The sequence below is a fragment of the Algibacillus agarilyticus genome (genome assembly GCF_003286125.1).
In the GTDB taxonomy this organism is placed as follows: Bacteria; Pseudomonadota; Gammaproteobacteria; order Enterobacterales; family Alteromonadaceae; genus Algibacillus; species Algibacillus agarilyticus.
Window position 1 is genome coordinate 36,072 of sequence record NZ_QMED01000002.1, and the last position, 23,098, is coordinate 59,169.

21 protein-coding genes are annotated in these 23,098 nt (G+C 38.1%); 4 read left to right on the forward strand and 17 right to left on the reverse strand.

All coding sequences use genetic code 11. The features are described from left to right. Window positions 1-52 precede the first annotated feature (52 nt). A complete protein-coding gene (locus DPX34_RS02200) occupies window positions 53-658 on the reverse strand; it encodes an adenylate/guanylate cyclase domain-containing protein (protein WP_111976777.1) in 606 nt (201 codons plus the stop codon). Window positions 659-748: 90 nt separating this feature from the next. Next, a complete protein-coding gene (locus DPX34_RS02205; RefSeq protein ID WP_111976778.1) occupies window positions 749-1,165 on the reverse strand; it encodes a helix-turn-helix domain-containing protein in 417 nt (138 codons plus the stop codon). 297 nt (window positions 1,166-1,462) lie between these two features. On the opposite strand from DPX34_RS02205, the gene prlC reads away from it, so the two are divergent. Further along, window positions 1,463-3,502, forward strand: coding sequence for an oligopeptidase A (prlC, locus tag DPX34_RS02210; RefSeq protein ID WP_111976779.1), 2,040 nt, complete (start codon window positions 1,463-1,465; stop codon window positions 3,500-3,502). Between the two features lie 72 nt (window positions 3,503-3,574). On the opposite strand, the gene DPX34_RS02215 is transcribed toward prlC, so the two are convergent. From DPX34_RS02215 to DPX34_RS02230, 4 genes are all read right to left on the reverse strand, one after another. Continuing rightward, the gene (locus tag DPX34_RS02215) at window positions 3,575-4,765 is read right to left on the reverse strand and encodes a hypothetical protein (protein ID WP_111976780.1); all 1,191 of its coding nucleotides are present in this window, start codon (window positions 4,763-4,765) and stop codon (window positions 3,575-3,577) included. Between the two features lie 53 nt (window positions 4,766-4,818). Continuing rightward, window positions 4,819-5,634 carry an outer membrane lipoprotein-sorting protein gene (locus DPX34_RS02220; RefSeq protein ID WP_111976781.1) on the reverse strand — a complete coding sequence of 272 codons (816 nt, stop codon included), beginning with the start codon at window positions 5,632-5,634 and terminating at the stop codon, window positions 4,819-4,821. Further along, window positions 5,603-7,930 carry an efflux RND transporter permease subunit gene (locus DPX34_RS02225; RefSeq protein ID WP_111976782.1) on the reverse strand — a complete coding sequence of 776 codons (2,328 nt, stop codon included), beginning with the start codon at window positions 7,928-7,930 and terminating at the stop codon, window positions 5,603-5,605. The genes DPX34_RS02220 and DPX34_RS02225 overlap by 32 nt, the downstream gene beginning before the upstream one ends. A 74-nt stretch (window positions 7,931-8,004) precedes the next feature. Beyond that, the gene (locus tag DPX34_RS02230) at window positions 8,005-8,790 is read right to left on the reverse strand and encodes a TetR/AcrR family transcriptional regulator (RefSeq protein ID WP_111976783.1); all 786 of its coding nucleotides are present in this window, start codon (window positions 8,788-8,790) and stop codon (window positions 8,005-8,007) included. Window positions 8,791-9,034: 244 nt separating this feature from the next. Between DPX34_RS02230 and DPX34_RS02235 the strand changes: the two genes are divergently transcribed. Next, window positions 9,035-10,555 (forward strand): YifB family Mg chelatase-like AAA ATPase, encoded by a 1,521-nt coding sequence (locus tag DPX34_RS02235; RefSeq protein WP_111976784.1) that lies wholly within the window; start codon window positions 9,035-9,037, stop codon window positions 10,553-10,555. A gap of 14 nt (window positions 10,556-10,569) precedes the next feature. Here the strand turns inward: DPX34_RS02235 and DPX34_RS02240 are convergent, their stop codons facing one another. From DPX34_RS02240 to DPX34_RS02260, 5 genes are read right to left on the reverse strand one after another with little or no spacing between them, the layout of a single operon-like run. Further along, a complete protein-coding gene (locus DPX34_RS02240) occupies window positions 10,570-11,169 on the reverse strand; it encodes a glutathione S-transferase family protein (protein ID WP_111976785.1) in 600 nt (199 codons plus the stop codon). Window positions 11,170-11,184: 15 nt separating this feature from the next. Further along, a complete protein-coding gene (locus DPX34_RS02245) occupies window positions 11,185-11,706 on the reverse strand; it encodes a PqiC family protein (RefSeq protein WP_157964595.1) in 522 nt (173 codons plus the stop codon). Between the two features lie 10 nt (window positions 11,707-11,716). Next, complete coding sequence (gene pqiB / locus DPX34_RS02250) at window positions 11,717-13,360, reverse strand: intermembrane transport protein PqiB (RefSeq protein WP_111976787.1); 1,644 nt, start codon at window positions 13,358-13,360, stop codon at window positions 11,717-11,719. Further along, window positions 13,357-13,977 (reverse strand): paraquat-inducible protein A, encoded by a 621-nt coding sequence (locus DPX34_RS02255; RefSeq protein WP_111976788.1) that lies wholly within the window; start codon window positions 13,975-13,977, stop codon window positions 13,357-13,359. The genes pqiB and DPX34_RS02255 overlap by 4 nt, the downstream gene beginning before the upstream one ends. After that, entirely contained in the window at window positions 13,967-14,599 is a 633-nt protein-coding gene (locus tag DPX34_RS02260; RefSeq protein ID WP_111976789.1) for a paraquat-inducible protein A, read from the reverse strand. The genes DPX34_RS02255 and DPX34_RS02260 overlap by 11 nt, the downstream gene beginning before the upstream one ends. A gap of 923 nt (window positions 14,600-15,522) precedes the next feature. Between DPX34_RS02260 and DPX34_RS02265 the strand changes: the two genes are divergently transcribed. Continuing rightward, the gene (locus DPX34_RS02265; protein WP_111976790.1) at window positions 15,523-15,837 is read left to right on the forward strand and encodes an isoamylase early set domain-containing protein; all 315 of its coding nucleotides are present in this window, start codon (window positions 15,523-15,525) and stop codon (window positions 15,835-15,837) included. 571 nt (window positions 15,838-16,408) lie between these two features. Beyond that, a complete protein-coding gene (gene cysK, locus DPX34_RS02270; protein WP_111976791.1) occupies window positions 16,409-17,371 on the forward strand; it encodes a cysteine synthase A in 963 nt (320 codons plus the stop codon). Window positions 17,372-17,450: 79 nt separating this feature from the next. On the opposite strand, the gene ahcY is transcribed toward cysK, so the two are convergent. The 6 genes from ahcY to DPX34_RS02300 all read right to left on the reverse strand — a co-directional run bounded on the left by ahcY (window position 17,451) and on the right by DPX34_RS02300 (window position 23,087). Next, on the reverse strand, window positions 17,451-18,818 hold the full coding sequence (gene ahcY, locus DPX34_RS02275; protein WP_111976792.1) for an adenosylhomocysteinase: 1,368 nt from the start codon (window positions 18,816-18,818) through the stop codon (window positions 17,451-17,453). 35 nt (window positions 18,819-18,853) lie between these two features. Beyond that, window positions 18,854-19,852 (reverse strand): adenosine kinase, encoded by a 999-nt coding sequence (locus DPX34_RS02280; RefSeq protein ID WP_111976793.1) that lies wholly within the window; start codon window positions 19,850-19,852, stop codon window positions 18,854-18,856. A 163-nt stretch (window positions 19,853-20,015) separates the two neighbouring features. Further along, the gene (locus tag DPX34_RS02285) at window positions 20,016-20,321 is read right to left on the reverse strand and encodes a hypothetical protein (protein WP_111976794.1); all 306 of its coding nucleotides are present in this window, start codon (window positions 20,319-20,321) and stop codon (window positions 20,016-20,018) included. 23 nt (window positions 20,322-20,344) lie between these two features. Continuing rightward, entirely contained in the window at window positions 20,345-21,319 is a 975-nt protein-coding gene (locus DPX34_RS02290) for a cobalamin biosynthesis protein CobD/CbiB (RefSeq protein ID WP_111976795.1), read from the reverse strand. A 15-nt stretch (window positions 21,320-21,334) separates the two neighbouring features. Further along, the gene (gene mtnN / locus DPX34_RS02295) at window positions 21,335-22,027 is read right to left on the reverse strand and encodes a 5'-methylthioadenosine/S-adenosylhomocysteine nucleosidase (RefSeq protein WP_111976796.1); all 693 of its coding nucleotides are present in this window, start codon (window positions 22,025-22,027) and stop codon (window positions 21,335-21,337) included. 457 nt (window positions 22,028-22,484) lie between these two features. Continuing rightward, the gene (locus tag DPX34_RS02300) at window positions 22,485-23,087 is read right to left on the reverse strand and encodes a DUF2726 domain-containing protein (RefSeq protein ID WP_111976797.1); all 603 of its coding nucleotides are present in this window, start codon (window positions 23,085-23,087) and stop codon (window positions 22,485-22,487) included. Between the last annotated feature and the right edge of the window lie 11 nt (window positions 23,088-23,098).

The window sequence follows — 23,098 nt, forward strand, 5'->3', positions numbered from 1 at the left end:
CAACGCTCGCGTAAAATGATTAGAATGTTTTATTTAAAATAATGTCACGTCATCACAACGCGTTGTAATTGACCTTATAAGCATTTAAAGCAATGCCTGATATTTTAAAGTGGAGTAATTCTGCTTTGATTCCGTGATTTGTAGGCAATTGCGCCATTGCCGTTTCAGTAACAAGTATTTCACCACTGGCGGCGATATCCTCACCTAATTTGCTGGCACAATTAACACTGTCGCCAAACACATCTTTATCATCCGTATATAAATAACGACCGTAATCAATCCCTGTTGAGACTTGTATATCCCACATTTTAGGCGTTTTTTTGTTTATATCATCAAGCGCTAAATTTATAGCGAGCGCAGCGTTGATCGCATCTTGAGCTTGCTTAAAACGGGCAAATACATTATCGGCGACAAATTTTATCAACTCACCGTCATTAGCCTCAACGATAGGCTGACAAATTGTACGCATGCGCTGGATCATTGAAAGATAATAAACAATTCCATATCGTTGTGTGACCAGCGAGAAGCCCGACATATCCATAATCATAATAGCTCCAGTTTGCTCAAAACTTTGCCATATTTTGTCATCGATCACTTGTCGTGCCGAGTCGTTATTTTGATTAAAATACTCATCGAGTAAGTTTTGGAATTGAAACATTAAATAAATCCAAGCTTGTTTTTATTTAAGTTTAGCAGTAAGAAAGTTATTAGATGGGCTGTTCTGAATTTAAGGCTTTTATAAACGAACCTAATCGTTCATAAAAACCGTGACAGGCACACTAAAGTATTGCGAGAAACCTTTAATTTGTTTAACCGTCATACGACGTTTACCATTTAAAATTTCAGAAATAATACTTTGTGTCGCAATATCAGCTAAATCTTTTTGTTTAACTTTATTTGCTTTCATTAAATAATGTAATACCAACCGAGATTCAGCTGGCAATGTTGTGTATTCATATTGTTCTAATTGATCGAGCAATGCATTGCTTAAATGCCCTAACGCAGGCGTTGCATTCGTTGCTTGTTCTAAATGATCAATTAACTCTGCACGTTTTATTAAGTCGAATTCATCAACAACCGCTGAGGTACAAGCTGTGAACAGTTTGTTTGCTTCATCAACGTGTTGTTCAATTAACGAGGTTAATTCCTTTATAAACTGTTCCATAGTCCCCACTATCTGTCTAAACAACAATGTAATCTAACAATAACGATTTTCCAGAAAATACCTGTGTTTATCAAGGTTATTTATAACATTTTACGTTAAATCAATTTAACTCTATGAAATATATACTAAATTCAATTTAATTTTAGTTATTTATTCCACTAAATATCAATTCTATAAGCTGATATAACGAAGTTTTATACTTTTATAATCTGAGATCCCGTCTAAAACCTTGTAAAAACTCAATAACATCACCATCTTATAGTGAAGTTAGCTATCAAAAATAATAATCAGGTGCTCATGAATAATCCATTACTAGCAGAATTTGAACTCCCTCCTTTTTCACAAATAGATCCAAAAGATATACAACCGGCCGTTGAACATTGTTTAAATGAATGCCGACAAGCAATCGACACTGCGCTTTCACAAGATATTAATTGGAAAAATTTAGTTTTAACTATAGATGAAGCAGAAGACAAACTAAATCGTGTCTGGTCACCTATATCTCAATTGCACTCCGTATTAAACTCTGATGAGTTACGCCAAGCTTATGAAGCTTGCTTACCATTGCTTTCTGAATATAGTACATTTGTAGGTCAACATCAGCCTCTATACAAAGCTTATCAAACATTAGCCAACAGTGATGAATATCCCAAATTATCAACCGCACAGCAAAAATCTATTGATAATGCCTTACGAGACTTCACACTCTCTGGTATCGGCCTCGATGAGGAAAAACAAAAACGTTATGGCGATATTTGCAAACGTTTATCTGAACTAAGCTCAAAATTTAGCAACAACGTACTCGATGCAACACAAGGTTGGACATTAACAGTTGATCAACAAGACGACTTATCCGGATTGCCAGAAAGTGCAATCAGTGCGGCTAAAGCCGCAGCAGAAAGTAAAGATCTTGAAGGTTGGTTGTTCACACTTGAATTCCCAAGTTATTTACCGATTATGATGTATGCCGATAATCGCGAGATGAGACAACAAATGTACACTGCATTTGCCACCAGAGCCTCAGATCAAGGGCCTAACGCAGGAAAATGGGATAATACCGACTTAATAAATGAAACACTCGCCTTGCGTCACGAGCTTGCTAATTTGCTGGATTTTAATAACTCAGCCGAAAAGTCCATCGCCACTAAAATGGCTGAAACACCAGAGCAAGTATTAACCTTTTTAAGCGATTTAGCGCAAAAATCAAAAAACCAAGCGCACAATGAATTTAGTGAATTACTTAGTTTTGCCAAAGAAAAACATGGCATTAATAAGTTAGAAGCTTGGGACACCACGTATTATGCTGAAAAATTAAAACAAGAAAAATATTCAATTTCAGATGAAGAATTAAAACCTTATTTTCCTGAAGACAAAGTCCTTAGTGGATTATTTATCACCGTTAAAAAATTATTTGGTTTAAACGTAAAAGAAATTTCATCATTTGATACCTGGCACCCTTCTGTGCGCTTTTTTGAAATAACCGATAGCCAAGGCCAGCATCGAGGTCGATTTTATCTAGATTTATACGCCCGTGAGAACAAACGGGGTGGTGCTTGGATGGCAGATTGTGTTAGCCGTCGTTTAACAATAGATAATAGTTTGCAGCACCCTATCGCATTTTTAACTTGCAACTTTAACAAACCAATCGGAGATAAACCGGCGCTATTTACTCATAATGAAGTGGTTACCTTGTTTCATGAATTTGGGCATGGCATACACCACATGTTAACAAAAATTGATGTATCGGCAGTATCAGGCATTAGCGGTGTCGCTTGGGATGCAGTTGAATTACCCAGTCAATTTTTAGAGAACTGGTGCTGGCAAGAAGGCGCATTGGCCGATATTTCAGGTCACTATGAAACCGGTGAATCGCTACCAAAAAGCTTACTGGATAAAATGCTCGCTGCTAAAAACTTTCAATCAGCGATGATGATGGCAAGACAGATTGAATTTTCATTATTCGACTTTAGAATTCATCACGAGTATACAGCAGAAGCAAATAAATCATTTGTGCAAGACACAATCAATGATGTTAGAAGTCAAACAGCCGTTATGACACCGCCAGCCTTTAATCGCTTTCAACATTCATTCACCCATATATTCGCAGGTGGATACGCGGCAGGTTATTACAGTTATAAATGGGCTGAAGTCTTATCGGCGGATGCGTTTTCTAAGTTTGAAGAAGATGGGATTTTTAATCCAGAAACTGGGAAAGCATTTTTAGAAAACATTCTTGAAATGGGGGGGTCAAAAGAACCAATGACGTTGTTTAAAGCCTTTAGAGGCAGAGAACCCAAAGTTGATGCCCTACTCGCACATTCGGGGATACAAGTATAAATGAAAGAGTAACAGCAGAAAAAAACCGAAGCTAAACAATTAGCTTCGGTGTTTATTTAATCAAATGTTTACTTAGAAGAAATAACTCACATCCACCTGAATAAAATCATCTTGGCGTATGTTATAGCTTAGCTCTGCAGGATCGTTAGCGGTAAAAAACCAAGCATCGATGGTTAGTGTCATCCGGTCACCTAAACGTGTTGATCCCTCAACAAAAGCACTACGACTGTTTGAATAATCCAAATCTTGGCTAAAACCGACTAAAAATTCAGTACTTTCTGCATCATTCAACGCCCAGCGTGTCGCAAATGAAATATCATTTTGCCTAGCCGCAAATACGGCATCACGATGATCGTATGCATATTCAACCACCCAACCTAAATCGATAGCACTGTCTAGTAAGCCCACTTGCGAGTATTCAAAGCCCCCCACCACGGCCTGTGTATCTTGCATGGTTTTACTCGATCGTGATATAGCTTCAAGCTTAAATAACCAAGAATCATATATATATTGAGCATCTAAACCAAATTGGGTTATTTGACCGTAAAAAGGTTGTAAGCGGATGTCATCTGGTGATTTAACCACCGGAATAAATTCAGCTTCACGTGCCGTACCGTTAAACGCGGTTAAACCTAGATCCCAATCACCTAACGTATTAGACCAGCGAAAAGCAAAATCGACATGATCTTTTTTATCTGCCGATTCATAGGCTGCCGATGCTAAAGTAGGAAGACCTGATCGTATTCGACCCGCTTCGCCACTAAAACGCCGCTCTCTAAATCCGGGTAAAATCAACGCATCAACAATCCCCCAGTCTCGAACCGTACTGAAATGCACCATGGGTTGACCTAGCTTTTCTTCACCGTCAAATGACGCCAGATTGTCAGTTTGATTAACAATATCGACCAAATGGGTCGTTTCTGTTACTCCCCAAAACACTTTGCCTAAACCCGCTTTAACTTCCCATTCATCCGCAATATATAAAAATAGAAACTCCCGTAAATCAAATTGATTACGAGCGGCATCTTGATTATCGACTCTTAAATAAGGCGTGATCGTTAAGCTATTGCCTTGTTCACCAATTGCAAAATAGAATTCAGTTTCGGCATGTACCGTAAACTGCTGATCAAGCTGTTGGTTGAATTGGCTATCTTGTAAAAAATAGCGCCCTTCAACCCCAATATTACCTGTCATTTCATCCGCATTAGCCACTGATGTGCCGGCAATAAAAGGGAATAAAGCCCTCAAAATTATTTTTTTCATTATCAAATATGACTCTTTCTATCGACTGTGTTTATTAAGAAGTCACTAAACATTTAGCGAATACGTTTTAGCGTATTTTTATTAAAATCTTTGTCAGTTAAACCAACATCAAATTTAATCTCAGATGTTTTTAAAACCGTACTTTTTCCTGTTTGATGATTTGTTACCGTCATCGTTAAAGGTCGCCAATACTTCTTTTTGTATAACTTAAAATCACTTGAAATAAGCGTTTTTAACAATGACTTTTTACGATCGAAGTAATCCACTTTTTGTACGCGGTAGTCAGATTGATCAATCCAGGCTATTTGTTTGGTGTAACCAGAATATTTATCTGTTGGTATCGACTCAAGAACAAAACATTGTAAATCAGGCTGCTCAGGGCAAGCCTCATCTCTTAAATGCGTAAATGTATATTTAGCTATTTCGAATGAACTTAAATCTTCATAAGCAAATTCACTCCCCATAAAAGGCCCTGATTTATTTCTTGAAGCAATACGTTTTACCCTTTTAAGTGCAGGTAAATAAAGCCATTGATCATCAGGCTTATTAATATGTGAAAACGATAAAAATGCAGTCCCTTTAACATCAAAAGGCTTATCAAAAACCGTTAAACCTTTATCACCATCATTGCTCACTTCTAAATTTTTACTGCGCATTTCGCGTTCGCTTTCTTCGCCTTGTGCATTGCGTAAAATCATCAGCATATTTTGCTCGCTACTGCCCCAACCCGTATCACGCAATTTACGCTCTTTGGCAATGGCGAGCCCTTTTTCTTGCGCGGTTTGCGCAAGAGCCGTTAATGGAACAGTGGCAATTAATGAGCCTAAAACAATGGTTTTAAGCAAGTTGTTCTTTAGTGACTGAGTCATTTGTTTTTCCTTCTGTAACGTATTCTTTTTTATCAGTTAAAATGAGAAATGCAGGTAAAAATAAGAAATCAACAGCAAGCGCCAGTAGAATAATAACCGCCGTTAACAACCCCATATTACCGTTTAAGGCAAAAGCGGATTGTGCTAACACCATAAAGCCACTAACTAAAACTAAAGTTGTGATCCAAAGCGCTCTACCTACACTTGCAAACGCATAACGCACTGCATCTTCAGCATTTTTACCCGCCATACGAGCGCGCTTATATTTAGCTAAAAAGTGCACGGTATCATCAACCACAATCCCTAAACTCATACTTGTCACAACAGACAGACCTAAGTTAATATTACTTGAGTACAGCGCCCAAAACCCAAACCCCATACCCGCTGGGATCATATTAGGTAATATACTAATAATGCCTAATTTCCATGAACGTAATGCAATAATCAATAAGACAGAAATCAACACCATCGCAATGCTCGTACCAATTAGCATACTACTCATGTTGCGCTCACCAATATGACCAAACATTAACGTTGGACTGGCAGCCGTAACGCTATATTGCGGCGCGTTATTGGCAAACCAAACGTTGACGGCATCTTCCATCGCGATCACTTCTTTTGAGCCGATGTTATCCATAGTCACGGTAATACGAATAGCGGATTTATCAATATTGAGCTGATTGTTTAAGTCTAAACCATAAGGTAAAGACATTTCATACATCAATAAATATTGCGCGGCTAGCTCATGATCAGCCGGAATTCGATAATAGGTATCATCGTCACCGTGTAAGTTTTTATTTAAGCGTTTAAACGTATCAGATAAAGAATAAACATGGTCAACAACCTCTTGTCCACGTAACCAATCTGTAAAATCTGAAACGACTTTTATAAACTCAGGCTTATTAACGCCATTGGATTCTCCAGCATCAATCGCAAAATCAATGGTTGAAACGCCCATTAAGTTTTCGTCCATAAAATCAGAGGCTTGTCTAAATTTGACGCGTTCGTCAAAATATTCAACCGCGATATCATTGGCTTTATTTAGCGGAACAAATGCCGTTAACCCAACAATAACTAAGGTCGAAACTAATAATACAGGCGTTCGTTTCGCAATGACCCAATCAGCAAAACTTTCCATAAACCCTGTTTTTTCACTCTGCTTAGGTCTTCTCACCGGGAGTACAGTTAATAATGCTGGCAACAAAATAACCGATAACGCAAAGGCTAACATAACGCCCCAAGCAACCATGTTACCCAAATCTCTTAAAGGCGGGACGTCTGAAAAATTAAACGTTAAAAAGCCAATCGCGGTGGTTGCACTTGTAATAAAGATAGGCACGATATTGATATCAAGGGCATTTTCTATGGCTAATAATTTATCCATTCCTTGGCGAAGGTTATAATTCATAGAGGCGATGATATGAACACAATCGGCTACCGCTAACGTCATAACCAATACAGGCACATTGATTGTCGGTGTTGACATAAAGAACCCAGCCCAGCCAGCCCCTCCCAGTGTCGCAACAATAGAGCAGATAATCACCATCAGCGTAGCAAGCATGCCCAACATGGATCTTAATAACACGGCCAGCATGATTAGAATGGCCAAAAACATCCCAGGGATCAGGGTTTGTGCATCCCCGTTTGCTTCCTCTTGGAAGCTATTATTCATCATCACAATCCCCGCGAGATGAATATCGATATCCGGATATAGCGTTTGATACTCGGCTGCAATTTGTCGAACAAATGCAGTAACATCTAACACTTCTTGATTTTTATCGAGTTCGGGGAGCTGAACGGTAATGTTAATCATAGTGACATGCCCGCGATCTGACACTAAACGATTTAATAACATGGGTTCAGCTAAAGCCGCCTGCTTAATTTTCGCTATTTTTGATGCGTTTAAGTCAGCAGGATCAAGCAGTAAATCTTCTACAATAAGATCATCTTCTTCAGCTTCGGTATGCTGGTAGTTAGTTATAGAATCTACCCGCGTAGAATAAGGGGTTTGCCAAGAGGCTTCAGTAAGCTTATATACAAGTTCAAGCGATTCTGCTTCAAAAACATGGCCTGATTTGGGGGCCAAAATAATAGAAACATTATCATTCTTGTTAAAGACTTTTTGCATTGTTTCAAACCCATTAAGCTGTGGGTTTTCTTCACCAAAAAAGACTTTGTAATCACCTCTAAAATAAAGGTTTTGCGCTCCATAACCTAAGCCTGCTACGACGAGAATGATACTCAGCATAACAAGATAAGGGCGTTGTAAGATAAGCCGTATAAATCCGATTTTCATCTTAATATCCACTGTTTAGTTGTAAAGGGCGTTAATTGATAAAAATTAACGCTATAAATAATTTAAATTGACGGTTAAACGGGTAAAAGTTCTATATATTCCGCAAAAAAGACCTCTAACCGTTGCCACGTTTTTTGATAATCAAAATCTTGAGCGAGTGGTTGCCACTGCATGCCATCAAACATGAGGTTAGCATTACTCAGTAACGCATTTTTTTGATCTAAACGATCTATCCCCTGTGCAGCCTTGGCATTCATTAATAAAGCATTAGAACCAAAACTCAGTGCCCACATAGCAAATGTTAAATCAGCAACAGTCCGAATTTCACTTTTCAAACTGCCCTCGTTAATGCCCGATTCGAACAGCTGATCACAAACAGCGGTGAGCTGTAGCTCTTTTTCTTGCATTATGGATAAACGTTCAGGAGAGGTCTTTTCCATCACCGCTGGTGTTTTGGCTGACATCACACACATAAACAAAGTCGGTTCTAATTGGCTATAAAGTTGGTAAGCAAAGATAACCGATAATGCCCGTTCACGCGCGTTACCCGGAAATTGGATCGCCTTATCAAATAAATCAATAACGATATTAAGTGAACGAATACTTAAAGCGGAAATGAGGTCTTCTTTCGATGAAAAATGGTTATAAATAGTGCCTTTTGAGCAAGTCGCTGTTTTAACTAATTTATCAATGGTGAGGCCAGCAAATCCAACTTGATCAACCAGTTCATGGGCTTGAGTTAATAAGCCTTCTTCACGTTCAGCTATTTTTTGTTGCTTACGCGCTGACCCCATACAAATATCGATGGGACAGAGTCCATTCGCATGCAATTTTTTAATATGCTTTAACCAATAACCCATTTTTATACAATCCGTCAATTTTGACTAATCGTCATTTTAGTATAAAAAAAAAGCAAGTCAATTTTTTTATACAAAGCGTCAAAAAAAGTTTTATCCGTAAATTTGCTAATCTAACGTTATACTATACCCTTAAATTAAATGTAGTTGCATTTAACAACCATTTGATTTTATAAAAATAAACAAAGCGTAATATTCGGATCACATCACTTAAACTAACAATAACGCATTATTTTCAAGGATGAACATGTCATTAGCCGTTTTATACAGCCGAGCGAGAGTTGCCATTGAAGCCCCTTTGGTTACCGTTGAAGTTCACATTTCGCCTGGTCAACCAGGCTTCAATCTAGTTGGATTGCCTGAAGCATCCGTTAAAGAATCACGAGATAGAGTCAGAAGTGCGATCATTAACAGCCATTTCACTTTTCCAGATGAAAAAATCACGGTTAATCTAGCGCCCGCAGACTTACCTAAAGAAGGTGGACGCTTTGATCTACCCATTGCACTCGGCATATTAATAGCGTCGAATCAACTGCCTAATACCGACATTGATAATTATGAATTTATAGGCGAACTCGCCCTAACGGGTGAATTGCGGCCCATATTAGGCGAGATCCCGTTTACAATGGCATGTGCAAATAACAAGCGCATCGCGGTATTACCAACAGAAAATGCAGCCATTGCTTGCCACATTCAACATGCTAACGTGTTTTCTGCTCATCAACTAACTGAGGTATTTTTTCACTTAAGTGGGCAAAAGGCATTAGCGCTTTCAACCGTTGAAGAAAAAGCAGAACCTGAGTTATCGGCACCCAGTAAAGATTTAACGGATGTAATAGGTCAACCCCTCGCTAAACGAGCGTTAGAGATAAGTGCCGCGGGTAATCATCATTTACTCATGTTGGGGCCGCCAGGCACCGGTAAAACAATGCTAGCGTCTCGATTAGCAGAACTGTTACCCCCGATGACAGATCAACAAGCACTTGAAACCGCATCGGTGCATTCGATTGTGGGTATGGCATCTGATATTGGCAATTGGCATAAACGTCCATTTAGAGCTCCCCATCATACTTGTTCTGGTGTCGCATTAGTCGGCGGCAGCTCTAACCCTCGCCCAGGCGAAATATCATTAGCACACAATGGCGTATTATTTTTAGATGAATTGCCTGAGTTCGATCGTAAGGTTATTGATGTATTACGTGAACCTTTAGAATCTGGCATGGTGACAATTTCAAGAGCAGCAAGGCAAGCTGACTTTCCAGCTAAATTTTTGTTAGTTGCCGCTTTAAACCCGAGCCCATGCGGTCATTATAATGATGACAAAATGCGCTCAACGCCTGATCAAATTTTACGTTATTTGAGTAAATTATCAGGCCCTTTTTTAGATCGTATTGATATTCAAATTGAAGTATCGCGTTTACCTAAAGGCGCATTAAACCAAAATCAAGATCGAGGCGAATCAACTGTTATTGTCAGAGAACGTGTTATTCAAGCACATCAATTACAACTAAACCGACAAGGAAAACTAAACAGTGATTTAAGTACACGGGAAATAGATAAATATTGCGCTCTAACTAAAGCCGATGCCGATTTTCTAGAAACAGCAATCGAAACATTAGGTTTATCGATTAGGGCCTACCATCGAATTTTAAAAGTCGCACGTACGATTGCTGATTTAAATCAGCAAGATGATGTCAGTAAAGCGAATTTAGCCGAAGCTTTAGGCTATCGCGCAATGGATCGCTTACTCAGTAACTTAAAGCGCTAACCTAAAACGCGATTTTAGTCAGCCATTGATACATAATTAGGTGTATTTTTTATCCGTTCGATCCAAGATTGGATCGCGGAGTATAAACTTAAATCAAACCCACCTTCGTCCGCCACATGGGTATAAGCAAATAGACTAATATCTGCAATGGTTAAATCAGCGCCAGTCAAAAAAGGCGTTTTGAGTAACTGTTGTTCCATAACCGCTAACGCTTTATGTCCACCTTCTTGTTTATCTAGGTAATCTTGTTTGCGATCAGCCGGTAAACCTAAATATTTAGCTATATAACGCGCAACCGCGATATAAGGCTCGTGGCTATATTGTTCAAAAAACTGCCATTGTAAAACTTCAGCGTAGTTAAAAGCATCTTGAGGTATAAAAGATGTTCCTTGCGCTAAATAATTCAAAATAGCATTAGACTCTGCTAACGTTTGTCCGTTCTCAAACTCAACCAATGGAATTTTTCCATTTGGATTTTTTTGTAAAAACTCAAGGGTTTGAGTCGCACCGTTTAAAATATCAACATGATGCCACTGATAAGGCAAGCCTAAAAATTCAACTAATAATTTAATTTTGTAGCAATTTCCTGACTGTATATCACCATATATATGCATATGTTTATTTCCTTATTATGGCACTAAATGTTTTTGAATTTTTTCGGCTAATTGATCCAATAAAATAGCCGCGGTATCAACTAAAGCATTATAACCTTGTTCTTTTTGATATAGGCTGTATTCAAAAGGATAGTTAACCGCCATCATATTTGCCGTGTCATTTATATTAACTACATTCACCTTTTTTTCTGTACGCCAATAACCCGATATAATCATTTCACCGCGTTGTGAGGTATAAAAAGCATCAAAATGAATATACGTTTTAGTGGTCACGCTGCCTAATTTAGCCGCTAAAACGCGTTGCAAGTTATGCGCTAAAGGCGCTTTCCAACGGTGATAATGCGAGGGAATAACTTGATGCAACTCCTTAAATAGGATGCGATTATCTTGTAACGCACTTGAAACCGAGACTTCAATGTTTTCATTAAATAAAGTATTCGATTCAATCGGCAACACATAATATTTTATATCAGGAATTTTTTGACTGGCACAAGCACTCAATAAACACATAATAATTAAACTAAATAATAAGCGCATTATGGCTCCCTTATTTTTCATCTTGATGAGCACCTGGAGTTAAATCAGGATCTTTAGGCTCTGAGAATAAAATAGAACTTGGCTGGCTGTCTAACGCATTACTGACACGCTCAACGCTTTGCAAAGTCACTTTAGCTTGATCTAACGTATTGATTAATGATTGATATACGGGAGCATTAGGAGACAAACCTGAGAGTGTAGCCTGTAACTGCTGTAACGTATTATTCAACTCCGTTGGTATCGCCTGCGTTTCATCTTGTGCGAGTAAATCATGACCACTTTTAACTAAATGATTAGCCTGCTCAATCATTAATTGCAGTGAATTTATTGTTTGGTTGGCATTAACGACCGTTTCATTAAGTGGCAATTTATTCAGTTTATCAACAAATATACCCACTCGACTGATCACTCTGTCTACATCATCACTTATCGTGGGTAAAACAGTAAAACGCTCTAATTGACTGATTTCACCGGCTTTAACTTCAGGATAAAAATCTAGCGTAATGACTCGTTGCCCCGTCACAAGACTGGCATTTTTAAGCGCCGCTCGCATACCTTGCGCAACATAACTGACAAATCTATCTTGAAGCCTCTTTTGACCTTTTATACTGTCATCACCCACTAAACGTCCTGTATCAACTTTAATTAAAACGGGTACTTGCGGCACGTCTTGCTCGTTTCTTATATCGTCTGAAATTAGGTCCATCGAAATAGCGGCAACCGACCCCACAGGGATCCCTCTATATTCAACAGGCGCACCAACTTGCAACCCCCGCGTTGAGGCATCAAACAAAAGTAAATACTCATTCACAAATTGATAAGGGTGCAAATCTATGTCAGCAAGCTTGTCGTACAAGACAAACTCTTGCCCTTCTTTTACGTTTGCGCCAGGGTTAATCCCATTGGGGACATCAAACGCAACCCCGCCTGACATTAAACTACTGATTGATTCTGACTCAAAGTCCATGCCTTCAGGCGTTAAACGAAATGAAAAACCACTCGCGTTAAAAAAACGGCTAGTCGAGCTAACTAAGCGATCGTATGGCTCGTTAATAAAAGCACTGGCTCGTAATTGCCCAGAAGATAACACTTCCAAATGGGTGATCTGCCCAACTCTAAAACCGCGATATAAAACCGGAGCCCCTTCCGATAAAGAAGAGCTAGCGGCACTCAGTAGAAAAACATTAACCCCTTTTTGTTTGCCAACCGTTAAGGGGCGGTTGGCATAGCCTGTATATTCCGTTTTCCCTATTGGTCCTTCTCCGGGGCCTAATTCAATATAAGCCCCACTGAGTAAAGTCGATAACCCCGATATTCCTCTCGAACCTATTCGCGGCTTTTCAACCCAAAATTGAGTTTCTTTGCGTAATAAGTTCACGGCATCAGGTTTTATACGAGCATGAATAATAACACTTTCTAAATCACGATGAAGCTCAACTCGCTCAACAATACCCACTTCAACATTCAATGCTTTTATTTTTGTTTTACCGGCTTCTATACCTTCTGCAGTCTGAAAAGTAATGCGAATTTCGGGGCCGCGATCTAAATAATGCTGAGTCACGATCCAAACACTCACTAATAACGCTAAAATGGGGATCAACCAGATGGAAGATAACTTCGGCCGAGTTTTAATAATAGCTTGAGACGAACTCAATGTTGTTTTCCTTCTGTGTTAACGTGATCCCAAATTAAACGCGAATCAAATGATTTTGCAGCAAACATAGTCGTAGCAACGACCCCTGCAAAGGCTAATGCAGCAGGGCCAGGAATAATAGTAATAACGCCACCTAATTGAAATAAAGCTACTAATATTGCCACAACAAATACATCAATCATTGACCAACGGCCGACAATTTCGGTTAATCGATACATAATTGAACGCTGTTTTTGATGATGTTCCCGATAATATTTAACAGAAACAACTAGCCAGAGTAAAATAACGATCTTAATAATAGGAACAACAATACTGGCCATAAAAATAACAATGGCAATAAAGTAAGCTTGCTGCTGCCATAAATCAATAACGCCACCAACGATAGTAGCACTATAATATTGACTAAATTGTTGCGTAAACATGATAGGCAAAAAATTAGCAGGCAAATACAATAAAATAGCCGTACATAACCAAGCAAGAGTGTTTTGTAAGCTCTTTAATTGCCGAGGAGCCAGGTTTCGATAACATAGCGGGCATTTCACCACATCAATGGCACTTAGCTTACCGCAGGTTTGGCAAGTAATGTAACCCGCTTCAAGCGCGGTTTTAACTAACATGATGCCCTCGCTGAAGATTTATAATGCGTTGGGTATAATGCCAAAACCGATACCGGTCTAGGTTAGCCAAAGCCGCACTCAAGCAAAAAACAAATAATACATAAGCCCAAAAAGAAATCCCAACTCTCACATCTGCCATTGTCATAATTTTAGTTAAGCTCACTAATACACCCAATAAAAAAACTTCCGACATGCTCCATATTCGCACTTCAAAAAAAACTCTCGCTACGGTTTGCCCGCTAAACCACAACTTACGTAAAAAAATCATAGGAAACAGTAAATACACTAATGTAAAACAGAGTAAAAACGGTAAACCAATAATAAATACGGCCGTCAAAAAAGCTAAAAAATGTTCTTCGTATTGATATAGCGTCCAAGCACTTTGCCATAAATTCATGTTTAGAATTTGACCTTGGCTATCAAAGATTAAAAAAGGGAAAAAATTAGCGACCAACATTAATAATAAGCCAGACAAAGCAAAAGCTAAACTGTACTGTAAATTATTATATGATTTAGCGGTTATTAAGGCATGACAACGCGGACAGTAGGCTGATTGTTTAGCATTTAATATGGGTGGAGCAATAAGTAAATCACATTCTAAACACGCAATTTTATCGTCCATTTTTTCCTCGTCGTATTTAACAACATATTTAACGCTTGATTAATTATTTATAATTTAACAAAGAAAAGCGTAATTAGCTCTAAATTGCCTTAGCAATATTATGATCCATCTACTTGCCCATTCAAAGTGCATATAACGATTAGATCCTACATAAAAAGCCAACTTTCACATAAAACGGTAGCAAACAAAAAATCAAGGTAAGCAAACGTTCATATCAATATCTAGCAGGTTAATATTAAATAACTTCATAATAATCAAATAGTAAAGTAACATCTGCCTATTTTAAATTCATCCTGCTTGAAGCTTAAAACTGAAAATAAACGACTCACTTTTTTGAATTACGTTTTTAGCACAAAATTTGCATGCATTACACATATCGCTTGGGTATATCATTGGTAAGACTTGTTGAAAACGTATACCCGCCTATATTATAAAATAGATAAACGTTTTCACACGGGTATCTATTAATACAACAAAGGCGTGTTTATCTTTTGTATCAGTTTTTTTCAGCCGTATTTGTACAATTTATACAAAAAAAGTGATTACTGTGTTGTTATTCTACATAAAAAACGTAGTAGAAATAATGCGAATGCGCGGCTCTTTGGTTGAACAAAACCGATAAGACAAAGATAAACACGTTCTAGACTAACTTGTAATGAAAGTGCAATGATTGGCGTATTAAATTAGCTCGTTTTTTAGATTAATAACAACAATCTTTAACTTTCTTAAAATAATAAGGTTAAATATTGATAATAACTTTATAATTAAGAGGCAAGCCCTAAATGTAACTTTATTTCAACATTTGTCCAATAAAACTGCAATAAATAAGAATACGAATGCATATATTGAAATTTAATTACAAAAAGTCCATAATTTAACCAGCATTAGTTTCAAAGATTAATTAACTTTAAAGGGATGACAACATGAGCTTTAAAAAACAATTTTTAAAATCAAAACCAGTCTGTAAAGTAACGTTCCGTTTAACCAAAGAACAAGCGCAAAGCGCAGAATCTGTTCACATCGTTGGTGATTTTAACGATTGGGAACCCGCTGCAACCCCAATGAAAAAATTAAAAAACGGTGACTTCTCGCTTGCCTTAAATTTAGAGTCAGGTAAATCATATGAGTTTCGTTATTTACTCGGCGCTGACGTTTGGGAAAATGATTGGGACGCTGATGATTACAAACCATCATCAGTCGGTGATTCAGATAACTCCGTTATTATCTGCGAAGCATAAATCTATCGGTAGGTTAATTAAATCAATTAACCTACCTTTTTTTATTACTCTTTTAACCATTTGTGATTAATGGCTTAATTGAAACTTAACCACCCAAATTTTATTAAAAGCAAACAGCCCTATTCATTCGTTGTGCACTGCAACCTCTTTTGATTAAATCAATGCTCCTAATACTCCAACATCTCGTTACTCATTTAAACAACGCCCTTCTAAAATCACTGGTATATCAACCAAAAATAATCAGTCAGGATTATCACCGTTATTTTATGATAGAGATGAAATATTCAGGTTATTTAATATAACAAATTAGCACTTTTGTTTACGTTAATTAGGGTTAAGATTAATCTTGCTACTTAACAAAAATAATCTAAATCGCCAGCACTTTAAAAGTATAGTCAAAGCGATCGGGTTTTAGGGGAAGCCGTCAAGCTTCGAGACCCCATGAGCATATGCTCTACTATGTGATTGGGGCGAGTAAGCGCTGACAATGAACCATAAAACCTGAGCGAGAAGACTATAACGATACCTTAAAGCGCTAGTGAAATTTGCTAAATTAAAGGACAAGCCCGAAATGAGCGTATTCCAAGATAATCCACAATCAATTGGTAACACACCTCTTGTTAAACTAAATAAAGTAACCACGGGTAACGTATTTGCCAAAATAGAATCTCGTAATCCAAGCTTCAGTGTTAAATGCCGTATCGGCGCAAACATGATTTGGGATGCTGAAAAAACAGGTGTTTTAGTCCCAGGTAAACAGTTAGTTGAACCGACTTCAGGTAATACTGGTATTGCATTAGCATTTGTTGCTGCGTCTAAAGGCTATCAATTAACATTAACAATGCCTTCAACAATGAGTTTAGAACGTCGTAAGCTATTAAAAGCACTCGGCGCAAACATTGTATTAACTGAAGGCCCTAAAGGCATGAAAGGTGCGGTAGCTAAAGCACAAGAAATTGCAGAAGCAGATGACAGCTTTGTATTATTACAACAATTTGATAACCCTGCTAACCCACAAATTCATGAGCAAACAACGGGTCCTGAAATTTGGGAAGACTTAAATGGCGAAATTGACATTTTTGTAGCCGGCGTAGGCACAGGTGGTACCATTACGGGTGTAAGTCGTTACCTTAAGAATACTAAAGGCAAAGCAATTCAATCAGTTGCCGTTGAGCCTGTTGATTCGCCTGTTATTGCTCAAGCAAAAGCAGGTCAAGAGTTAACACCTGGTCCTCATAAAATTCAAGGTATTGGTGCAGGCTTTATTCCTGGCAACTTAGATCTTGATATTGTTGATTCAGTTGAGTCTGTTACGAATGACGAATCAATTGAAATGGCACACAAATTAATGAAAGAAGAAGGTATCTTAGCCGGTATTTCTTCAGGTGCTGCCGTTGTAGTCGCTAAGCGTTTAGCTGAATTACCAGAAAATAAAGACAAAAATATTGTTGTTATTTTACCAAGTTCTGCAGAGCGTTATTTATCTAGCCCATTATTTGCGGGCTTCTTCTCTGAAGCTGAATTAGAGCAATAGTCGCTAATTCATATTGAGAGTGAATAAAAAAGGATGCCTTGGCATCCTTTTTTGATAACTAAAAATAACCAAGGTTAATTTAATAACGATAAGTATCGGGCTTGAATGGACCAACAACGGGTACATTTATATAATCAGCTTGAGTTTTAGTTAATTGCGTGACAACCCCACCAAAACCTTGAACCATATAAGCAGCAACTTCTTCATCTAACTGTTTAGGTAATACTTCGAGTGTGATTTGTTGTGCTTTATCAGTATCAGCTAGGTCAGCAAACTTTTTATCAAATAAATGAATTTGCGCTAAAACTTGGTTAGCAAATGAACCATCCATAATACGACTAGGATGACCGGTTGCATTACCTAAATTAACTAAACGCCCTTCAGATAAAACAATTAAGAAATCACTAACATCATCCGAACGGAAAACTTGATGAACTTGAGGTTTAACTTCATCCCATTTCCAGTTTTCGCGCATATAAGCCGTGTCAATTTCATTATCAAAGTGACCGATATTACAAACAACAGCACCTGATTTAAGCGCCTGTAACATGCTTGAATCACATACATTCACATTACCTGTTGTTGTTACAATTAAATCAGTTTTACCTAATAAAGCGGTATTGATATCGTCTAATTTACCCGTGTTTACACCGTTATTATAAGGAGAAACAACTTCAAAGCCATCCATACATGCTTGCATGGCACAAATAGGATCAACTTCAGTGATCGACACAATCATGCCTTCTTGGCGTAAGCTTTGAGCAGAGCCTTTACCTACATCACCATAACCTATGACAAGGGCTTTTTTACCTGATAGCAAGTGATCAGTACCACGCTTAATGGCATCATTTAAACTATGACGACAACCATACTTGTTATCATTCTTAGATTTAGTTACTGAATCGTTAACATTAATGGCTGGAACTTTAAGTTCACCTTTTTCAAGCATTTCTTGTAAACGATGAACACCCGTTGTCGTTTCTTCAGTAATACCATGAATGTTATCTAATAATGCTGAATATTTTTCATGTAAAAGAAGCGTTAAATCGCCACCATCATCTAGCACCATATTGGCATCCCAAACCTGACCATTTTTATTAATCGTCTGTTCAAGGCACCATTCATACTCTTCTTCCGTTTCACCTTTCCAAGCAAAAACAGGTACACCCGCTGCAGCAATCGCGGCAGCAGCGTGATCTTGAGTTGAGAAAATATTACATGATGACCAACGCACTTCAGCGCCTAAGGCAACAAGCGTTTCAATTAACACACCAGTTTGAATTGTCATATGAATACAACCCAAAATTTTAGCGCCTTTAAGCGGTTGGCTAGCTTGATATTTAGCACGACATGCCATTAATGCTGGCATTTCGCTTTCAGCGATAGTTAATTCTTTACGACCCCAATCAGCTAGGGTGATATCTGCAACTTTATAATCAGTTGTCATTTATAGCTCCAATTAATAAATGTGCACAGCTAAGCTCAAGCTAGCTGTGATAAAATTTGTTGTTGTTGAACTTGTGTAAGGCGAGGACCAAAGTGTGATACAACCTGTGCAGCGGCTTTACACGCCAGTTGCCCCGCTTTAGTTAAATCCCAACCTTGCGTTAAACCATATAAAAATGCACCGGCAACCATATCGCCCGCACCGTTTGAATCAACTGCAGTAACTTGCTCTGCCGCAACTTGGATAACGTCATCAGCGGTTGCAATCAATAAGCCATTAGCTCCTAACGTGATGACTACCATTTTGGCACGTGTTAACAAGTTATCACGAGCTTGCTCAAGGGTATCAGTTTCAGTAAACGTTAACGCCTCTTCTTCATTACAGAATAATAAGTCAATTGGATCAGTTCCAAGCGCTTCTTCTACACCCGTTTTAAAATATTTAACCATGCTTGGATCAGAAAAAGTCATCGCAATTTTAACATTTTGCGCTTTGGCTTGATTTTTGGCTTTTGCAATCGCCGTTAAAGCCGTGGGTGATGGCACTAAATAACCTTCAATATACAAGTATTCAGCTTCACTTAATTCATCAATAAATAATTCGTTAACCGATAAATCAGCAGTGCAACCTAAATAAGTATTCATTGTACGTTCAGCATCATCGGTTACCATAACCAAACAGGTTCCCGTTTCACCCACTGAATCAAGCTCGGTTAAACGCGTAGTAACACCACTTTGCTCAAGATCGGTTGCGTAAAAAGAACCCAACTCATCATTACCCACTTTACAGGCATAAAAAGCACTGCCGCCAAATTGAGTAAGCCCAACTAAACTATTAGCCGCTGAACCACCACCCGCTCGCTTTTTTAGCGGGAAGTTAGCCGTTAAACTTGCTAATAATGTTTGCTTTTGCTCTGGTTCAATTAACGTCATTAAACCTTTTTCTATATTTTGTTCCGCCAAGAATGCATCAGTAACTTCAAATTCGTTATCAACAAGCGCATTGCCTAAGCCATATACATTGTATTTAGTCATAATTTCTTCTATGGATTTGATTAATTTATATGCTAGTCGAATACTAGAATTTGACCAGTGAATTTATGTAAACATGTGGTTGAGAATGATAAGGTTTAAGCAGCAAATTACAAACGAAACCTTAAAATAATACCGAGTTTTAGCTGAAAAGTAGATAGAAGGCTTATTTTACGGTATTTAGTATTGACCAATCAGCCAACTCAGGGTTATAAAAACCGCTTTGCGTTAATACTTTATTTATTTTGTCTTGTTGCTTTAATATCACTAAGCCTTTATTTAATGCCTGATAAATGGCGACTCCTTCTGGGTGCATTTTATTCACTAAAACATGCCCTGATTCGTTTATCATCACTCTAACACTAGGAATAGGAACCAAGCGTAAGTCATTAACCCGAATAACTAAGTCAGCGGCATTTGAAAAAGGCGCTAAAACAAAATCAGCTTGCCCTTTTGTTATGGTATCAATCATGGCTGAAAACGGATGTATAAAGGTTAACGTAAAAAAGAGTAACTGACTAAAGATGCACAACAAAGTAAAGCAACTAAAAATAAATTACTCGCTATTATTAAATAGCGCGTTGCTTTGATCGATTCATGATTAGGCTGAGGATAGTTTTCACCTAAATGAGGACGTTGCATTTTATCTTGGTTATAAAAAACAGGGCCGCCCAAACGCACATTCAAACTATGCGCCACCACCACTAAAGGTGCGAGTGATAATTTATAAGGCCAGCAAGCACGTACTTGTTTGGCATTTTGCCAACCTCTTAATAAACCACCTTTAATAGCGTAAGTAAAAGTTGATATTTTGACCGGTAACCACATCACCACGTTAAAACAAAAATTAATCGAGATAGAAAAATACCGAAAACGATTTAACTTAGCATTACTCACTTGTTGCAGTTCAAGCAAAAGCCTAACCGCTAATAAAGCATAAGGCCCCGCAATAACAAACCATAAAATCATTGCTTGATAGGAGTAAATATTTCGTAAAATTAAAACTTCACATGCTGTTTTAGCAATACCAATCGCAGACAAGTTATCGGTACGACGTAATACCCAATCTGCTAATCGGTCACGAGCTAAAAACTTTTGTTGCTTGGCTAAGGCTAATTCAACTTTTTTTATATCGCGCAAACACGGCATAAAACCTAAGCATAACCAAAAGATAAGTCCTTCGAAAAAGAGAGGAAATTCGGTTATCTGCACGGTCAAGTATATAATAACGAGCCAAGGTAAAGTTGCCACCGCAATCGCTAAAGCCCCCGCAATTATTTGCTGTTGTTTTGCACGGTTTGGATCAGGGAAAACCTTTGCAGTTAAACGTTGGGCAATAACTCTAAAAAAAGTTAAAGGGTGTAGTTTTTCAGGGATAGAAAAGAATAAATCTAAGATCAGTATCCCCATCATGATCGCACAGTTAACGATCCAATAAGGATATTGCTCAAATAAAGCCAAACTATTCATCGTTAAAGTGACACGTTAACAACGCGTCAAAAAATCCACGACGAGTTTAGATGAATTAATTGCGGCTTGAGCCAAAAATTGATCAAAACTTTGATGTGATGTTTTACCTGCAATATCAGATAAAGCACGAATAACAACAAATGGCGTGCCAAATTGCTGACAAACTTGCGCGATAGGCGCGGCTTCCATTTCAACGGCGATCATATCAGGAAATTGCTCTCGCGCTTTGCTAACCCGATCTGGGCAAGCCATAAAGCTATCGCCCGAACAAATCAAACCAATTTTGTATTGTAAAGCGGATTGCTCACTCGCTGCCAGCTTAGCTAATTCAACTAATTTTTTATCCGCATGAAACGCTGCCGGAAAACCAAAACCTTGACCGATTTCAAAACCAAATGCGGTTAAATCAACATCATGATGACGCACTTCAGATGAAATAACTAAATCACCAATATTTAGCTCTTGGGCAAAACCACCTGCTGAGCCTGTGTTAATCACAAATTTAGGTTTAAAACGATCAATGACGATTGTCGTTGACATTGCTGCCGCCGTTTTACCCACACCACTAAGTACTAAAACAATTTTTTGTTCAACTAAAAAGCCGGTATAAAGCGTGACTGGACCATGTTGCTCTTCACGACAGTCTGTCATTTGTGAACGTAAAATATCAATTTCTTGCTGCATTGCGCCAATAATAGCAATGGTCATTATTTAAGCCTCAATAAAAACGATTAAAATGTATACCTAGGGCGTGTTTCTCTTTTGTGTATGCTTTTGCAGCCGTATTTGCACGATTTATACAAGGCAGAGCGATTGCGGTGTCGTTATTCTACATAAAAGAGCGATAAAGACTTTATGCTCCTGCAAAGTCACCTTACCCCACATCCATGTGGGGCAACATAGTAGAAAGAGTGCAAATGCGCTGCCCTTTGGGTTCAATCCAAAACGTTTTGCTCTTTGTTATTGGCTTTTGACGTAGAACCACTATGCCATCAAGCCAATGCCGCGATCAAAACGCTTTGGAATTGAACAAAATCTATACGACAAAGATAAACACGCCCTAGTCATCAAATATAAAAAGCTGAGTGATAGCATGTTTAACTCATTCTATCACTCAGCTTTTAATAAAATCTAGTTACGCTTTAGAAATTAAAACGGTGAAAAATTATGCTACGGCATCTTGAATAATACCTTGGTTAATCGGCGATGATATTAGCGGTTTAACGGGACGAGTCGGACCTTTAGCTTTCATTTTTCGAACATTCAGTGGGCTTAATTTATTTCCTGCCCCCAATTTATTCGCAATACACTCACGAATTTCAGAAGCGGTGTAGCCATTTTTAACTTTAATCCGTATGTGGGGTAAGTTGACCGTGTCGAGCGCGCCTTTTAAATACCAATCTTGCTTAGTTTTATAACCCGTATTTGATTCACTGTTAACTAAATCAATGGCCGCAATTGGATTAAGCGTTTTTCGATCCAATAAAACAAAATCTAAAATTTTACCATTCGCTTTTAATTTAGCGGCTTGTGCAACTCGCTTCTGGGTACCCGTTCTAATATCTAATAACTCAGTTAATCTAACTCGGTTAATTATTCTGAATTCATCACCTATCGCTTTCTCAAGCATAAGCATAAAAGCACGTTCAGAGTTACTAAATAAACTTTGACGCTTTTTATAAGGAAAAGGCGTATCCGATTGCGTTAAACGGATCGCGATTGCAGATACGACCAAAAGAACGATCATTAGGATGATAATCAGTTCCATATTTGTAGCCT

Excerpts from the sequence above, each read along its gene's own strand:
- DPX34_RS02285 (WP_111976794.1), bottom strand. The coding sequence starts at position 20,321 with ATGATTGATACCATAACAAAAGGGCAAGCTGATTTTGTTTTAGCGCCT.
- cysK (WP_111976791.1), top strand. The coding sequence starts at position 16,409 with ATGAGCGTATTCCAAGATAATCCACAATCAATTGGTAACACACCTCTT.
- DPX34_RS02240 (WP_111976785.1), bottom strand. The coding sequence starts at position 11,169 with ATGCATATATATGGTGATATACAGTCAGGAAATTGCTACAAAATTAAA.
- DPX34_RS02230 (WP_111976783.1), bottom strand. The coding sequence starts at position 8,790 with ATGGGTTATTGGTTAAAGCATATTAAAAAATTGCATGCGAATGGACTC.
- DPX34_RS02300 (WP_111976797.1), bottom strand. The coding sequence starts at position 23,087 with ATGGAACTGATTATCATCCTAATGATCGTTCTTTTGGTCGTATCTGCA.
- DPX34_RS02280 (WP_111976793.1), bottom strand. The coding sequence starts at position 19,852 with ATGACTAAATACAATGTATATGGCTTAGGCAATGCGCTTGTTGATAAC.
- DPX34_RS02225 (WP_111976782.1), bottom strand. The coding sequence starts at position 7,930 with ATGAAAATCGGATTTATACGGCTTATCTTACAACGCCCTTATCTTGTT.
- DPX34_RS02260 (WP_111976789.1), bottom strand. The coding sequence starts at position 14,599 with ATGGACGATAAAATTGCGTGTTTAGAATGTGATTTACTTATTGCTCCA.
- DPX34_RS02265 (WP_111976790.1), top strand. The coding sequence starts at position 15,523 with ATGAGCTTTAAAAAACAATTTTTAAAATCAAAACCAGTCTGTAAAGTA.
- mtnN (WP_111976796.1), bottom strand. The coding sequence starts at position 22,027 with ATGACCATTGCTATTATTGGCGCAATGCAGCAAGAAATTGATATTTTA.
- DPX34_RS02205 (WP_111976778.1), bottom strand. The coding sequence starts at position 1,165 with ATGGAACAGTTTATAAAGGAATTAACCTCGTTAATTGAACAACACGTT.
- DPX34_RS02245 (WP_157964595.1), bottom strand. The coding sequence starts at position 11,706 with ATGCGCTTATTATTTAGTTTAATTATTATGTGTTTATTGAGTGCTTGT.
- ahcY (WP_111976792.1), bottom strand. The coding sequence starts at position 18,818 with ATGACAACTGATTATAAAGTTGCAGATATCACCCTAGCTGATTGGGGT.
- DPX34_RS02290 (WP_111976795.1), bottom strand. The coding sequence starts at position 21,319 with ATGAATAGTTTGGCTTTATTTGAGCAATATCCTTATTGGATCGTTAAC.
- DPX34_RS02235 (WP_111976784.1), top strand. The coding sequence starts at position 9,035 with ATGTCATTAGCCGTTTTATACAGCCGAGCGAGAGTTGCCATTGAAGCC.
- prlC (WP_111976779.1), top strand. The coding sequence starts at position 1,463 with ATGAATAATCCATTACTAGCAGAATTTGAACTCCCTCCTTTTTCACAA.
- DPX34_RS02200 (WP_111976777.1), bottom strand. The coding sequence starts at position 658 with ATGTTTCAATTCCAAAACTTACTCGATGAGTATTTTAATCAAAATAAC.
- DPX34_RS02215 (WP_111976780.1), bottom strand. The coding sequence starts at position 4,765 with ATGAAAAAAATAATTTTGAGGGCTTTATTCCCTTTTATTGCCGGCACA.
- DPX34_RS02255 (WP_111976788.1), bottom strand. The coding sequence starts at position 13,977 with ATGTTAGTTAAAACCGCGCTTGAAGCGGGTTACATTACTTGCCAAACC.
- DPX34_RS02220 (WP_111976781.1), bottom strand. The coding sequence starts at position 5,634 with ATGACTCAGTCACTAAAGAACAACTTGCTTAAAACCATTGTTTTAGGC.